This window comes from Williamsia sp. D3, assembly GCF_000506245.1.
Taxonomy (GTDB): Bacteria; Actinomycetota; Actinomycetes; order Mycobacteriales; family Mycobacteriaceae; genus Williamsia; species Williamsia muralis.
Genome location: NZ_AYTE01000038.1, coordinates 1 through 14,448 on the forward strand (window position 1 = coordinate 1; position 14,448 = coordinate 14,448).

The 14,448-nt window shown below is 63.6% G+C and carries 16 protein-coding genes and 1 pseudogene; 6 read left to right on the forward strand and 11 right to left on the reverse strand.

Annotation, left to right across the window (positions count from 1 at the left end):
- The 3 genes from merA to merB form a co-directional block, all read left to right on the forward strand.
- The coding region (merA, locus tag W823_RS51700) for a mercury(II) reductase (protein ID WP_023961756.1) at positions 1 to 1,229 on the forward strand (1,229 nt) is incomplete at its 5' end.
- A 34-nt stretch (positions 1,230 to 1,263) separates the two neighbouring features.
- Complete coding sequence (locus W823_RS0130475) at positions 1,264 to 1,692, forward strand: MerR family transcriptional regulator (RefSeq protein WP_023961758.1); 429 nt, start codon at positions 1,264 to 1,266, stop codon at positions 1,690 to 1,692.
- Between the two features lie 71 nt (positions 1,693 to 1,763).
- Positions 1,764 to 2,408 carry an organomercurial lyase MerB gene (merB, locus tag W823_RS51705; protein WP_023961760.1) on the forward strand — a complete coding sequence of 215 codons (645 nt, stop codon included), beginning with the start codon at positions 1,764 to 1,766 and terminating at the stop codon, positions 2,406 to 2,408.
- A gap of 66 nt (positions 2,409 to 2,474) precedes the next feature.
- On the opposite strand, the pseudogene W823_RS59725 reads toward merB, so the two are convergent.
- Positions 2,475 to 3,583: pseudogene (locus W823_RS59725) on the reverse strand (transposase); the annotation flags it as partial.
- Between the two features lie 8 nt (positions 3,584 to 3,591).
- On the opposite strand from W823_RS59725, the gene W823_RS51715 reads away from it, so the two are divergent.
- Positions 3,592 to 4,107: an SMI1/KNR4 family protein gene (locus W823_RS51715; RefSeq protein ID WP_116918048.1), complete on the forward strand. Its 516-nt coding sequence runs from the start codon at positions 3,592 to 3,594 to the stop codon at positions 4,105 to 4,107.
- A gap of 495 nt (positions 4,108 to 4,602) precedes the next feature.
- Here the strand turns inward: W823_RS51715 and W823_RS56860 are convergent, their stop codons facing one another.
- The 3 genes from W823_RS56860 to W823_RS51730 are packed head-to-tail and all read right to left on the reverse strand — an operon-like array spanning position 4,603 to position 6,852.
- Entirely contained in the window at positions 4,603 to 6,060 is a 1,458-nt protein-coding gene (locus W823_RS56860; RefSeq protein ID WP_161634041.1) for a Fic family protein, read from the reverse strand.
- 41 nt (positions 6,061 to 6,101) lie between these two features.
- A complete protein-coding gene (locus tag W823_RS51725; RefSeq protein WP_023961770.1) occupies positions 6,102 to 6,455 on the reverse strand; it encodes a helix-turn-helix domain-containing protein in 354 nt (117 codons plus the stop codon).
- On the reverse strand, positions 6,448 to 6,852 hold the full coding sequence (locus W823_RS51730) for a hypothetical protein (protein WP_023961772.1): 405 nt from the start codon (positions 6,850 to 6,852) through the stop codon (positions 6,448 to 6,450). The genes W823_RS51725 and W823_RS51730 overlap by 8 nt, the downstream gene beginning before the upstream one ends.
- Positions 6,853 to 7,009: 157 nt before the next feature.
- Here W823_RS51730 and W823_RS0130495 point away from each other — a divergent pair, with 157 nt between their 5' ends.
- Positions 7,010 to 7,837, forward strand: a complete 828-nt coding sequence (locus W823_RS0130495) for a hypothetical protein (protein ID WP_031333196.1) — start codon at positions 7,010 to 7,012, stop codon at positions 7,835 to 7,837.
- A 375-nt stretch (positions 7,838 to 8,212) separates the two neighbouring features.
- Here W823_RS0130495 and W823_RS57900 read toward each other — a convergent pair whose 3' ends face one another.
- The 5 genes from W823_RS57900 to W823_RS51750 form a co-directional block, all read right to left on the reverse strand.
- The gene (locus W823_RS57900; RefSeq protein ID WP_133248777.1) at positions 8,213 to 9,331 is read right to left on the reverse strand and encodes a hypothetical protein; all 1,119 of its coding nucleotides are present in this window, start codon (positions 9,329 to 9,331) and stop codon (positions 8,213 to 8,215) included.
- A gap of 55 nt (positions 9,332 to 9,386) precedes the next feature.
- Positions 9,387 to 10,037: a hypothetical protein gene (locus tag W823_RS51735; RefSeq protein WP_023961777.1), complete on the reverse strand. Its 651-nt coding sequence runs from the start codon at positions 10,035 to 10,037 to the stop codon at positions 9,387 to 9,389.
- 120 nt (positions 10,038 to 10,157) lie between these two features.
- Positions 10,158 to 10,637 (reverse strand): HNH endonuclease, encoded by a 480-nt coding sequence (locus W823_RS51740; RefSeq protein ID WP_369792660.1) that lies wholly within the window; start codon positions 10,635 to 10,637, stop codon positions 10,158 to 10,160.
- A gap of 127 nt (positions 10,638 to 10,764) precedes the next feature.
- The gene (locus tag W823_RS51745) at positions 10,765 to 11,172 is read right to left on the reverse strand and encodes a hypothetical protein (protein ID WP_116916773.1); all 408 of its coding nucleotides are present in this window, start codon (positions 11,170 to 11,172) and stop codon (positions 10,765 to 10,767) included.
- A 177-nt stretch (positions 11,173 to 11,349) separates the two neighbouring features.
- Complete coding sequence (locus tag W823_RS51750) at positions 11,350 to 12,633, reverse strand: IS256 family transposase (RefSeq protein WP_031331253.1); 1,284 nt, start codon at positions 12,631 to 12,633, stop codon at positions 11,350 to 11,352.
- 282 nt (positions 12,634 to 12,915) lie between these two features.
- On the opposite strand from W823_RS51750, the gene W823_RS59370 reads away from it, so the two are divergent.
- A complete protein-coding gene (locus W823_RS59370; protein WP_255326362.1) occupies positions 12,916 to 13,050 on the forward strand; it encodes a hypothetical protein in 135 nt (44 codons plus the stop codon).
- Between the two features lie 544 nt (positions 13,051 to 13,594).
- Here the strand turns inward: W823_RS59370 and W823_RS59730 are convergent.
- Together W823_RS59730 and W823_RS59085 are read right to left on the reverse strand one after the other, a co-directional pair.
- Positions 13,595 to 14,044 (reverse strand): type IV toxin-antitoxin system AbiEi family antitoxin domain-containing protein, encoded by a 450-nt coding sequence (locus W823_RS59730; protein ID WP_369792661.1) that lies wholly within the window; start codon positions 14,042 to 14,044, stop codon positions 13,595 to 13,597.
- 30 nt (positions 14,045 to 14,074) lie between these two features.
- Positions 14,075 to 14,335, reverse strand: coding sequence for a sigma factor-like helix-turn-helix DNA-binding protein (locus W823_RS59085; protein ID WP_369792662.1), 261 nt, complete (start codon positions 14,333 to 14,335; stop codon positions 14,075 to 14,077).
- Between the last annotated feature and the right edge of the window lie 113 nt (positions 14,336 to 14,448).

The following is a 14,448-nucleotide window of genomic DNA, read 5'->3' on the forward strand; positions in this document are numbered from 1 at the left end:
GGTTCCCGGGGCTGGCCGGGGCCGGGACACCGGTGGATTTCGCCGAGCTGATCGCGGGCAAGAACGCGCTGGTCGACCATCTTCGCGGCGCGAAGTACCTCGACCTGGCCGCCGACTACGGCTGGGAGATCGTCTCGGGAACCGCCGTCTTCGCCGGTACCACCGACGCACCGGTGCTGCGGGTCGAGCAGGGCGCCGGTGGCTCGCGGGTGATCGACGCCGACCAGTACCTGATCGCGACCGGCGCCGCGCCGTGGGCGCCGCCGACCGACGGGCTCGCGGACGTAGGGTATCTGACCTCGACCACCGCGATGGAGCTCGACGTCCTACCGGGGTCGCTGATCGTGGTGGGCGGCAATGCCATCGGTCTTGAACAGGCACAGTTGTTCGCCCGGCTCGGCACCCGGGTCACGGTGATCGAGGCCCTCGAGCGGCTGGCGCCGTTCGAGGAACCCGAGATCTCCCGGGCCATCGAGCAGGTGTTCGCCGACGAAGCCATCACCGTGCTTACCGGCGCCACCCTCGACAAGGCACTGGCCGAGGGCGGCGAGAAACTCGTCACCGTCCGCACCGCCGACGGGGCCACCACCGAACTGCGGTCCGCCCAGCTGCTCATCGCCACCGGCCGCCGCCCCAACACCCCCGGGCTGAATCTGGTGGCGGTCGGGGTACGCACCGACGACCGCGGCGCCGTCGTCGTCGACGCCCATCAGCGCAGCAGCAACCCGCGGATCTGGGCTGCGGGCGACGTGGCCGGCGGCCCCCAATTCGTGTACGTCGCGGCGGCCCAGGGCACACTCGCCGCCGACAACGCCCTCGGGCACGCCGGCCGCACCCTGGACTACACGGCGCTACCGCGGGTGACATTCACCAGCCCGGCCATCGCCGCGGTCGGCCACACCGACGCCCAAGCCACCGCAGCCGGAATACGGACCGAGTCGCGGCTGCTCACCGGTGCGAGCGTGCCGCGGGCCCTGGTCAACCGGGACACCCGTGGTGTGGTCAAACTCGTCGCCGAGGCCGGGACCGGGCGGGTGCTGGGCGTGCACGCCGTCGCCGAGGGCGCGGGGGATCTGATCACCGCCGCCGGGTACGCGATCACCGCGGGCATGACCCTCGACCAGCTCGCCCGCACCTGGGCGCCGTATCTGACCATGGCGGAGACGCTGAAACTCACCGCCCAAACCTTCACGGCCGACGTCACCAAGCTGTCCTGCTGCGCGGGCTGAGGACCGGACCGGAGCCGTCATGAACACGCCGGTGATGACCATCGGAGACCTGGCCCGCCGCACCGGGGTGCCGGCGAAGGTACTGCGCCGCCACCACGACCTGGGCCTGATCTACGGCCTCGGCCGCAGCCGGGCCGGATACCGGCTCTTCGACGAACACGCGCTGTGGTGCGTCGGGGTCATCACCACCCTGCGCGCCCTGGGCCTGAGCGAGGCCGAAATCCGTCAGCTCGCCGCCACCTGCGACGACGCCGCCTGGCCGGTCGGACCGCAGCTGGCCGAACTGCTGGCCCGCTCCCGGACCCGGATCGAGGCCCGCATCCGCGACCTCGACGGGCAGCGCCACCGCATCGACGAGTTCGAACACCGCCACCACGACGCGTTGACCCGGGGCGACCCGCCACGACCGGGCCGCCGCCTCGCCGTGGAGCCGGATCCGAGGACATGCGGCTGCGGCGCTTGACCTTCCATGCGGTGGCAAGCCCGACACTCGATCCCACACCCGCGACAACATGCTCCGAGAGGACACCGCCGATGACGACCAACCCGTTCGCCACCACCATCGTCGACACGCTGTTCGACTCCACCGCCAACGCGGGAACGAACCTGATGGGCATCGCGATGCGGCTGCTCGCGGCCGGTGAACCGATCACCATCGAACAGCTCGCTGCCGCCGTCGGCGCCGACGTCGCCGACGTCGAGAACGCGCCCGCCGCCGCGGACATCGAATACGACGACCAGCACCGCATCCTCGGCTGGGGCCTGACCCTCAATCCGACCCCGCACCGGTTCGCCGTCGACGGCCACCAGCTCTACACCTGGTGCGCCGCCGACACCCTGCTGTTCCCCGCCATCATCGGCCGCCCCGCCACCGTCGAATCCAACTGCGCCGCAACCGGAACCACCATCGCGCTGACCGTCGACCCGGCCTCCGGGGTCCGCGGCCTCGACCCGGCCACCACGGTCATCTCCGTACCCGGCCCCGACGAACTCGACCCGACCCGGGTCCGCGCCACCACCTGCAACCCCGGCCACTACTTCGCCACCGCCGTGGCGGCCGCCGACTGGCAGGGCCGGCACCCCTCCGGGCTCGTGCTGCCCGTCGCCGACGCCTACGCCCAACTGCGCCCGATCAGCGACCGCGTCCTCATCGCCACCGAACCACCACGCTGCTGCTGACACAACCAGGCCACAGATGTGCCCGGCTATGCCCCCAGCACCCTCCCCGACGGTGGTAGCCGGCGGTCAGAACAAGGTGTCGCGGACCCGCAGCGGCCGGTACCCGGTGGGGCCGAGCTGGGCCAGTTCGGCGTCGATGTCGACCTCGATGGCGCCGAAGAAGTTGATGTTCTCGCTGTGCGCCGGGGAAAGGTGGGCCAGCACCTCGTCGTCGATGCGCCGCCCGCCGCGGCGCATCTGCTCGACCGCGAGTCCGTAATACTCTGTGGTCCACGCGATGACGGCGTTGGTGGCCAAGGTCAGGCACCACGCCTGTTCGGTCTGGCCCTCGAGGTGCCGCGCCCGCACGGTCCCTTCGTGGGCGTAGAGCAGGTCACGGCGCAGCGCGTGCAGGGATTCGCCCTTGTTGAGCTGGCGGGCGATCTTGCGCCGATAGTCTGGGTCGGACAGATACCGGGCGGCATAGATGGTGCGCCGCAGCGCCCCGTACTCCTTGAGCGCCGCCGCGAGGGCGTTCTGCCGCCCCGACGCGGACAGCTTGCCGACCAGCAGGGACGCTGTGGCGTGTCCGAACTTCAGCGATCCGGCCAGCCGCAGCAGGTCGTCGTAGTGCTCGGCGATCAGGTCGAGGTTCAGCTTCCGCGTCAGCAGCGGCCCCGTGTGCGGGAACCGGCCTCGATCTCGGCCCGCGGGCCCGGCCGGTACAGGGTGATCCGGCCCAGGTCCCGGATCCGCGGCGAGAGCTGGAGCCCGAGCAGATCGAACAGCCCGAAGTTCACCAGGGTGACCCCGTGGGTGTCGGTCGCGTGCTCGGTGATCGGCAGATCCGTTGCGTTGCCGAGGATCTCGTCGAGCACATAGTGCGCTTCCCGGCGGGTGGCGACGATCACCTTGGTGCCGTAGGTGGCGTGCTGATCGGTGACGTGGGTATATGGCGACAGCCCCTCGTTGGCGAAGTAGCGGCTCAGCGCTCTGGCGGTGACCGACTTGCCGCGGGTCGGGAACCGCTGCCCGTCCGACGAGGACAGGGTTCCGGCACCGAAAGCGCTGGTGAGCGGCAACCTTCGGTGGTAGTCGACGAGCGCCAGGTTCGCCGCCCGCAACGTCTCCTCCCGCACATACCACTCCGACGTCCACGCCAGGATGTCGTAGGAGATCCCGCAGGCCTCCGCCATCGGCCGAATTGTCGATTGGCGTGGCCTGGCCGGCGCAGCTGCACGAGTTCTACGCGCTTCACAACGGTGAAGCCGAGGGCTGCGTAGACGCAATTCCCGGCTCGATCCTTCCCGCGCACGAGCTCTTCGGCGTCGACCGAGTCGCTTCCGATCACGCGATGATGATCGAGCGCTGGGCGGCTATCGCGAATGGCGACAATGATTTTCGCCCAGGTGGATACGGCAACATAGTTGCACGCCACCCGACGGCAGGTAGCCGTGTAGACGCCTTCATTCCTGAATACATCCCGATCAGCGGGGCCGACAGCTACTACTACTTTTGCGACATCCGGCCCGGCGACCATCACGGCTGCATCCGTGCCTACGACCGCAACGACGCCGACCAGGCTGGCCCGAAATGGTCATCCATCGACGACATGCTCGCCGCCGTGAGGGCGAGCATCACAAACAGAACCCCACTCGATGGATGGAAACCGACGATCCGCAACGAAGCGGTCATCTGGAAGCCAGCAGCGGCGTTATAGAGCCCGGTCGCCTCTCGTCACTGGTGACGAAATGCGCTGTGGCGCAATCTGTCACGCCGATAAGATACCTTATGTCAAGTAAGCTTGACAATTCGCTGGTAGGGCCTCTGGCGCGCGTATGTGTCGGTGGTCGACGGAGTCATAGGCGTCCTGTCGAGAAGTTCACGGGACGATTCGAAGTCGAGCGTTGCTTAATGTGGTCAGTCCCAGTGAATTGAGTTGTGCGGTGAGTGAGTACCTCCCGGGTGTCAGTGCCTCTCCGCCGGCGACTTGCAGGTGGCCGGCGATGGTGACTGCGGAACCCGGCGCGATGTCAGCAAGCGATGTGCCGGGCGAGTACACGTAATTAGCTGGGCACTCGTTCGCCGCCACACCAACTGCCGGATATAGATTATGTCAGGCTAAGGAGCCGAAACGCCTGGTGGCCCGAGTGTTTCAGATTCATTCCGGCCGCCCGTGCGATGCGCACGCATTGCCTCATCTAGCGCCACGTCGCTACCACAGTGATCGGCGCGCGTGGCTGTATCGGTGTTTGCGAGGTACTGCTAGCAGTTCGGCGCCCATCGCTGATGCGACGGTTTCTGCCGCATCCTCTTCGAGGCCCCACTGAAGCCGCGACGGGGATCCGTCGTAGCTAATGTAGATCCGGGAAGGCGGCCCGGGGCGAACAGCGACAGACCTGATTCCGCGGAAGTCACTTCCGAACCAGATGTTGCGAAGGGCATCTTGGCGGTCGTCGGGCATGCGGATTTGGAAAAACATCCCCGGATACCGTTCCTTGGTGTCCAACGCGTCGAACACGTCTGCCGGGGGGACGGTTATTCCGACCCTTATCTGTGGATCTCTTTCTGGGTCGGTGCCGTATACCGTGGCGATCCAACGCTCCTCGTGGTAAATCCTCTGCACGAGCCTTTTGAAGGTGAGAGCATCCACATCGCGATTGAGAACCAGCGACATCTTGCGTTGGGCCAGCTGCGCAGACAGGGCGAGCATGAATCTGTCTTGCGCTGATGTCCATCGCCTGAAACGACTCGCATCGTTCTCGGATACGAACTCGTCGACAAGCTTTCGTAGATACGCTGGCCGGTTAATCTCCTTTACGAACTTCTTTTGCGATTCGTAGAGGAGCTTAGTTAGTGGAAAGATGTCTCCGGCCTCGTCGCTAAGAGCCAGTGCGTCAATGTAGTCGTCGCGGCGAGCGCGATGGTCGATGATCACCGGAGGTAGGCGGTGACGCGCAAGTATGAGGTTGACCAGGAGGCGTGCCACCCGTCCGTTGCCATCATCGAAGGGATGAAGGTTGGCAAACCAAGCGTGGGTAATCGACGCAAGTAGTGAGGCGGGGATGCTTTCGCTTCTATTCACCCAGGCTACAAGCTGTTGCATTGCCACTGGGATATCTTCGGGCAGGGGTGGTGTGTGGTCAGATCCCGATATCTCGTTTGGAAGATCTTTGTAGCGACCTGCAAAAGATTTACCTGGAACGGTGTGACGATGCAGGTCGCGGATATCAACTTCGGTCAGCGGCCTCCCACTTTCCATTCCACGTAAGATATTTTGCGCGAGAACCCGCGCATTGTTAAGACCTAGGATGTCGAGTTGCTTTGGTTCGCGCGTTATCGCGGTGGCGAGCATTCCACGGGAAAGTGCATCTAGAGCTTCCGTCGCTGCCGGTGAGATTAGAATCTCTGATGTTTCCTTGAGGGAGGACGCTCCCGCGAACTCGATCGCGTTGCTTTCGTGAATTTCACGATCCTTCTGCAACCGGTCAACTTGCTGATCGAGCCCCCGCTGCTGCAACTTGGCTGCGGCTGATGCGATCCCCCGCCGCAACCCCGCTTCGCGCGCCAGAAGTAGAGCGACACACTCCTCGACGGCCTGGTCGTCGGGAAGAGAGTACGGACATTCACGAAGCTCGATTTTAATGCTATTCCAGGAAGTGTCGGTCGCCACTTCTCCCTTTCCGAGCCGCGCCATGTCACATCAGGTCTTTTCTATGGTCGATCGCTTGCAACCTCAGGGAGCGCAACCTCGATCCGTCGGTCACCGAGGACCGCGCTCAGCGTGATGTCGGTGGCGCCGGCTGCGGTGAGGTAGTTCGCGAGCGTGGACAGCAGAACGTCGCCTCGTGACTCCAATCCCGACACCGCGGCTTGCTTGATACCCATGCGGTTTGCGAGTTCGGTCTGTGTCAGGTGCGCTGCTTGGCGCACCGCCGCTAACCCCATTGCGTGGGCTCGGTCGGCCTGGTCCATCTCGACCCGAATCGCTGTCACGCGCTCGGTCGTTGCTGGATCCTCCAGCATTCGGGCAAGCCGGTCGTTACCCCGCACGAAACGTTCAGCCATCACCGATCACCTCCTCGTCCTTGGTCTGCATCAACCATGCCTGTACCGCAGCGTCGGCACGCGGGCCGACGCTGTCGTAGAACACGTCCCCCATCCGCGCCTTGTCGCCGGCAAACAGCGCAACCACCGCCCGGTTGTCGTCGGTAAACCACACGATCAACCTGACCGCGATGCCCTCGCGGAACGGGTGCGCCACCCGCCAGACCGGAAACCGACGGGACTGGCGTACCCGCTTCAATGTCGCCGTCTCCTCGGTCGGCGGCTCGGTGAGCTCGTCGAGCACCTTCAATTCCGCCAGGATCAAATCCAGGCGTTTCCGCTGCTCGGGGTCGGTTTTGGCGGCCTCTTCTAGCCGATCCAAATAGGCGTCAAGTTCGCCCGACCAGTCGATCAACACACCTCTATATTACCTCAAGGCAATATTGCACGCAAGCGATATCCTCGTCAGGTGGCACACCGGCCCCGCCTCCGGGCGGTGTGTCACCGTGCAGATCTTTATGACCGACGGATCAGCGCCGCCTTCATGTCTCGGGTAACTCGTGCATCCTGTGGTGATGACGCCGGAACCACTACCCGATGACGACCACTGGCGCAGGCAGATTTTGGCGCGAATGAACCGAGCGGAATCTGTGCTTGAACGTATCGAGTCGCAGGATGACCCGTACTCGGTCGAACCCTTGAGTGATCTTGCCGGTGATCGAGAACAGATCCCCGATTTGTTTGCGGATACCCTTGCGACCCGGCGCCTCAAAGTGGCCGTTGATTACCTCGCGGGAGTTCGCGATCTGGTGAGCGGCGGTACGCACTTCTACGCTCCATTTGCGCTACTACGGGCGGTGATCGAGTCGGCGGCGGCGGTCGTTTGGCTACTGGAGCCAGACGACCGGAAAATAAGGTTGCAGCGACTGGTTGGCATGCACATTCACGATACGAACAACGCGAAGGCGGCAGCGTTCATGGTTCCGGAGGAGCTTCGCGAGAAGTCGGGAGCCGACAGCGAGGATTCGGATCGCGATGCCGGGATTAAAAAGATGGTGGCTGACTCAGGGTCCCCTCGGGGAAAGTGCAAATTTCCTGACTACACGCCGCTGCTGAAGGGCATCGACGATCTTGCGGGTGAGCCCGCATCGCTACTCCTGGCCTGGCGGGTGGCGTCGGGGTTTTCACACGGACTTAGCTGGGCGACTGTCGGACTGATGCCCACGTCGAACAGCGAGCAAATCGGCCCGACGCTGCACCGAGCCGAGACCTCTCCGAACTACCGCCTGGTTTCAAACCTCAGTGGCACGGCAGTGCGGACCATTGAGCGTGCTCACTTACTGTTTGAGGTCCGTCGAACAGTCGAGTATCAGGGGTTCAGGCCCCTCTTCACGCGCGACTAAAGGTGTTCTGCCACGCGGTTTTCGGGTTGAGTCGCGGCAGGTCCCCTTCGTGGGCTGGACGAAACGATCCACCGGTGTGATATGGACGTCGGTCGTTACGCGGCTGACCAGGAGGGCTATTGGTCGTAGTGCGATAGTGCTGACGCAGCGTCGCGGTACAGAGTCGTCGGGATTGCGGCGGTTGCGGGCCGTCGTGAGGTAGCCAAACCGAGGTTAACTTGGCACCCAGGACTCTCGGTAGAACTGTTGTGCCGCTACCAATAATTATCGTTATGTCAAGTAAACGTGACAACGCGCGCTGGTGGGCCTTCTTGTTTGCCGTGCGCGGTCACCTACAAGGAGTTTGTGCATGGCGGTCGTGTGTGATCGAACGGCTTAGAGGATGAGTTTGCGTAGGTGCCCGCGTAGTTCGGTGTCTTTGTCGCCGGATGCCATGCATGCTTGATGGAGGGCTTCTACTGCGGCGCGAAGCGCTGGTGCCTGGCCGGTGGCTGCGATGGCGGCGACAGCGAACGCTGCATGGTGACGCGGGTGGGAGTCGCTGTAGGCGAACGGTTTGGTGAGTGCCCGGTGGAGGGTGGGGTAGCTGAACAACGCGAGACCTCGCCACTGGGGCTGTGTCGGGTCGGGTTCCTCGCGGATGCGTTCGTAGTGGTCCTCGAGATCGACGGGTTGGTTCTGGGCCGCGCCGGCGAGTGCGTCACGAATCCACTGCGTGTCCATCAGCTTGGTGTTGGTGCAGGCTTGCCCGGCCGCCCAGACGGCGATATGCCGCTGCGACTCAGGGTCTCGCTCGACGATTGCGGTGACGAGCTCAGGGTCTGCGGCGTACAGGTAGTTGCTTCCCGCGAAAGTGTGGATCGCGGCAACGGTCGGGTTGGTGGTGATCTGCAATGGTGTGAACTCGGGTTCCGTTGCCACTGTGACGAGCCCCGGCTTCCCTGTCTGCGCGGTTATCGTCCCGTATAGCAACGGTTCTGAGACCATGCCCGCAGGATCCGTGACCGGGGTATCGGGCTTGTTCCACAGTTTCGGTGCCCGCAGTTGCGTTCCATCGTCAGGCCACAGACGAAGCCTCCACACATCTCCGGGCTCTGTGGATCCCGGCCATCCGTAGGTGATGAAGCCCCGGCCGCTCACTTCCACGATGTAGCGTCCCGCCGGGACCGGGCACGTGGCTGGGTTAGACATGGGTGAGTCGATGTGCAGGACCTCATTGCTGTCCACAGTGAGGGGTCCCTCGCTGACCTGCTGCCACTGGACACGATCGTCTTCTGGTCGTTGGCCCCACACCTCGACGTCGACTGCGGTGTCGAAGTTGTTTTGGTGCGGAGTGAGAACCAGCATCGAGACGGTGTCGCTATGGCTCGGCGGTGCCTGCGTCGCGCGCGAGAGGAGCACGTCGTCGAAGTTGTCTTCGGGTTCGCTTCCGCGGACAAGGAATTGAGCGCCATCGACGGCCAGTCGGAGCGAATATGTTGCCAACGCTGGCACGAGCACTCCCCCAACTTGTCTGTCATCGCCAACCACGGACTAGGCCGCTGCGTGGTTATCGCTGCACGCAGCCGGCGACGACTGTCAGTGTGGCGGCCGACGACGTGGCAAGGTTGAGTGCCGTGAGGATTGCCGTTGCTTGGTACGTTCCCACTGACAAGGGCTCGCTGATGCGACTGAGAATGGGGACCGAGGCGCCGGCTGGCAGCGTCGGGAGTTGTCGTTCGTCGCCGACTTCGACGTAGAAGCGTGGCTCGACACTAGTCACGATGGTGATCGAACTGATGTCGCCCGCGATGTTGAGCCAGGCGTCCTCGCTGGTGTTTCGCAGGACAAACTCGAACTCGTGTCGCAGCACATCGGACTCGGTGAGTGTAGTTGCTGTACTTGCCCATTCAAGTTCGAGACCTGCGCGTCGGTCCTTGCGTGAGGGCAGTGGTGTGCGCGTATCGGGATCGATCCCGATACGGCGCACACCCTCGACATGCGTCGCGGTGAGCACCCACCAGGTGCCATCGCCCGCAGGAGCTGCCCACACTTCGCGCCGCGTAGCACGTCCGTGAGTCAGAGTGTCGTCGCGAACGATTCGCCATTGCTCGGTTGGGGCCCGGTCGAGGAGACCGCTGATGATCATTGAGGTGTCAGCGTCGGCGATGACCGTCTCCAGATCGGTATCGCCAGCCGCGACCAGGATGTGTTTCGGCACGCTGTCATAGTGGCCAAGCTGCCATGACTGAGGCTCCGCACTACGCATTGAACCGACAGTAGTCGTCGTCGCTGCCACCCGGCACGCAGGCACTTCGACGGCAATCAGCCGACAGGCTACTCACCCGTTGGATTGCACGGAAACAGTCGCTGTAAACCATTGCTGTAGGTACTTATTCTCCCTTTGCAACGCCGGATGAGCAGTCAGATACGAGACAAACCATTCGGTCAATCCGTCCCATGCAGCAAGGTCACCGGGCGGCACCAATGACCACCCCAGCTCCTCGAGCGTCCACTGCGCCTTGGCCGAATTCCGCAGCATCGAAGTAGTCACCCAGTTCGAGGCGGTATCGAGCCCTCCGCGAGCTACCGGCACAAGGTGGTCAACTGTGGGAAACAGTTCATAGAAAGCGAAGTGGGTCTTGCTCGTGTCCCAGTTTCGGTGGAACGGGAACTCATCTGGCAGCACAATCGACAGCAGCCGCAACGCCCCCGGATGAACCAGTTGAGTCCCGGTATACCGGTCAACGAACCCGTCCCGGAAGAACACCCGCATACAGTCCCGATCCGTGTACCTGCGGGCCACCTTGGCCACCGGCATGAACGGGTACCGACTCCTCAGTAGGGCTCGCGCGCCCTTTCCATCGTCCTGGTCGAGCGAGTTGCACACCAGCGCCAGGATCTCGGCCTTACCCCCGTCGCGCGAACTGGACTCCACAACACCGGATCTAGTAGGAGATGACATTATTCGACGAGTCGGGATCGGCGCTGGTTGATAGCACCGAGTACGTCAGAGGCACCCCGTGGATAAAGCCGCACCCGTTAAAGGTTTCGGTGCGCGATTGGCCGGCGGGCAGAGTGCCGAGGTATTGCGGTGGCCCACCCGCTACGAGCGCGGCCAGGCTGCTGGGCCCGGCGATAACGTTGTGCGCGGTGTCGGGGCCGTTGTTGGTGATCGTCAGGTAGCAGGCGTCGAAAGCCGAGGAAATAGCGAGCGCCAGGTCGGCACTGCCCGCACCGGCAGAACCGGTGTCGGGCGCGGCAGCGCCGGGTCCAGCACCCAACACCAGGCCGGTAGCCCCCGCCACCGCAACGATCCCGGCACCGATCGCGCGACAACTGATACCCATGCTCATGAGTCTGCCCCCTTGTTTCTGCACTCCGCCTCCACCCACAGACTCTACGTTTGCCGCGATACCGCGCGGAGCAGAAACGGCCGAAACAGTGTCACCTCGGGTCAACCGCCAACAATGAATATGTCAGTTAAAGGCGAGAGGGGACTATCCCGTTAACGGTGTTTCGGCCGTTTTCCATTAGTAGGTTTCTGATCCGGGCCAACGGTCCGCGAAGGTGATCGCGAAAGCGTTCAGAGCGGGCTTCCACCGTGTGATCCATCGTGCCTGACCTCTGCCGGTCGGGTCCAGCGAACGGGTCACCAGGTACAAACATTTCAACGCGGCCTGCTCGCTGGGGAAATGACCTCGTGCTTTCACCGCACGCCGGTACCGCGCATTCAGAGACTCGATAGCGTTGGTAGAGCACAAGACTCGCCGTATCTCGGTGTCGTAGTCGAGGAACGGGATGAACTCTGGCCAGGCGTTGTTCCACATCCGGATGATCGCCGGATACCGTGTGCCCCAGTTCTCGGCCAGGTCGTCGAAAGCAGCTCGGGCGGCGGGCTCGCTCGGTGCTGTGTAGATCGGCTTCAGTTCCCGTTTGAGCGCGTCCCAGTGCTGCCGTGCCGAGAGCCGAAAGGTGTTGCGGATTAAGTGCACGACACATGTTTGGACGGTGGTGGCCGGCCAGACGTTCTCCACCACCTCCGGCAGTCCTTTGAGACCGTCGCAGACCAGGAAGAACACGTCCTTGGTGCCGCGGTTGCGGATGTCGGTGAGCACGCTCATCCAGAACTTGGCGCCCTCGCCACCGGTGCCGGCCCACAACCCGAGTACGTCGCGGCGGCCGTCCAGACTCACCCCGATGGCGGCGTAGATCGGCCTGTTCGCGACCTGGCCGTCGCGGACTTTGACGACGATGGCGTCGATGAAAATCGCCGCGTACACCTCATCGAGCGGCCGCGCGGACCAGTCCTGCATCTCCTCGATCACCTTGTCGGTGATCCGCGAGATGGTCTCCTTCGAGACCGATGCGCCGTAGATTTCCGCGAAGTGCGCGCTGATCTCACCGGTCGTTAAACCCTTGGCGTACAACGATAAAACGATCTCATCCACGCCGTTGAGTCGGCGCTGTCGTTTCTTGACGATCTGCGGTTCGAAGGTGCCTTCGCGGTCTCTGGGGACTTCGATCGGTACCTGGCCGGTGGACTCGGTCAGCACCGTTTTCGGCCGGGTCCCGTTGCGGATATTTGTTGACTCCCGATCGGGCTTGGCTTGGTTCTTGTCGTGCCCGAGGTGCTCGGTCATCTCCTCGTTCAGCGCGGTTTCCAGGACCGTTTTGGTGAACTGCTTGAGCAGCCCATCCGGACCCGTCAACGACAGGCCCTGCTCCTTCGCCAACCGCACCAGCTCAGCTGCCGCCGCCTCCTCGGCCGACGGTGGTGTCGATTTCTTCTTCGTCACATCATCTAGTGTCGTCATCACGGCACCCTTCCCGCTGAGCATTCACCCAGCGTGTCGGGCCAAAACACCGATTAAGAAACAGTCCCGGCGAGAGGCTTGATTTGAGGTCTCTACGCGGCACCGGGGTCGACGTCGGCAGTTTAAAGGGCGCAGGGCGGCGAACCCCGGACTTTGCGCTGCGGTGACGATCGTGGTGATAGCCCCTGAGCTGCTTTGATTCGTTCGGTGGCCCCGGTGCGATGGGCGCGGTCGGCGTAGGTTGCGTGGGTGTTGCTGGCGATTAGCCCCACTGAGCGGTCGATGCCGTGGGTCGTTTTTGTAGTCCTCGGTGGTGAGGTCGTGGGTGGCGAGATGGCTGGCGGTGAGTTGGCGCATTCGAGCGCCGCATTCATGGCAGGCGACCGTCTCGCCGTCGTCGTCGAGGATCCCGTATAGGCCGTGGCCAGACCTGGTGGCGATGGGAGGAGTTGTCGTGGCGATCGTGCGCTTGCGTGCGCGTGTATGTACGGGGCACAGCCCGGTGTGCCACGGCCGGTTTGCGCAGTCGGGTACTGCGCAACGCACGAGTCGGCGTGGGTCGGTCGGATCGGTAACGGAGGCTAAGTGGTTGAGAACTTCGGTGGCCGAGATAACTCCGGTGCACGCGTCGGCGATCTCGTCGAGAACTGCGCGGACGGCGACCTGTAGTTGCTGCGCCGAAAGTCTCTGATTCCATCGGTCTGATAGCAGCGCGCTGCTTGCCTGATTTCTGTCGAGCCCGGCTTGAACGGCGAACTCCACCAGCATTTGTCGGATATCGATGTGGCGGACAGAGTGACGGGCTGCGGCGTTTGCGACGGTGTCGAGGAGGGTGTCGTGCTCGATCCCCGCCGAGAGGCAAGTGTGTAGTGCTGCGGCCACGTATTCCAGATCGGGCGGGTTTTGGCGGCTGTTGATGAGGCCGGCGATCGCAGCTGGAATCGTTTGTACGGGTAAGCCATTAACTAGGGCATTGTGGTGCCAGTCCAAATGATGGGTGGACTCGATCACCAGCACTCCGTTGTGACTTTTGCGGGCCTGTTTGGACATGAGGAGCTCGGGTCGGGTCTGCTGGGCTGCGGCGATGCCCAGCACGGTTAGGGCGGTGGAGTGTGCGACCACTGATCGGGCCGGGACTGTCTGCGACGGTCGCGTGCCACTGGGTGGGGCCAAGTGCTAGCCACCCGGCGCGGGCCATAATCACCGGATCATCATGGGGGTGGGTATCTCGGGCCCCGTCGTGGGCGAGGTACACCCCGCGCAGCACGGTGGTCAGTGTCCCGCGGTGGTGAAATTGGGCGATGTCCTGGCGATTGATCCCGAGGCGATGGCACTGTCCGGTGGTAATCAACGCCCACTGGTCTTGCGAGGCCTCACACAGCGCGCGGAATTTGACCTCTCGAGGATTCATCGCGTTGCGCTCGCCGCCGTCAGGAATCTGTTACCGGTCGGACGTGGCCGCGAGCTGTGCCAGTAGTTGGGTGCGGGCTCGGTTGAGCCGGGATTTGACGGTCGCGATACCGATGCCTTGGTGTTCGGCGATGTCGACGTAGCTCAGGTCGCCGAACTCGCGCAGCACCAACGCGGCCCGAAAGTCCTCAGGTAGAGCGGCGAGGGCGACGCGAAGTGCGTCGCGGTTAGCGATGTTGTCATCGAACCGCGGGGCTCCGGTGTCTGCAGGATCCGGCAGTGTTGGCGCCATGGCGAAAGATGGCACCGGTTGCCGTCGACGCCGACAGCTGACTGCACCCCACTGCCTGAACACCAAGGAAGGTCTCCCGATGCGACGACACCGCATTTTTGCCCTGCTCGGTT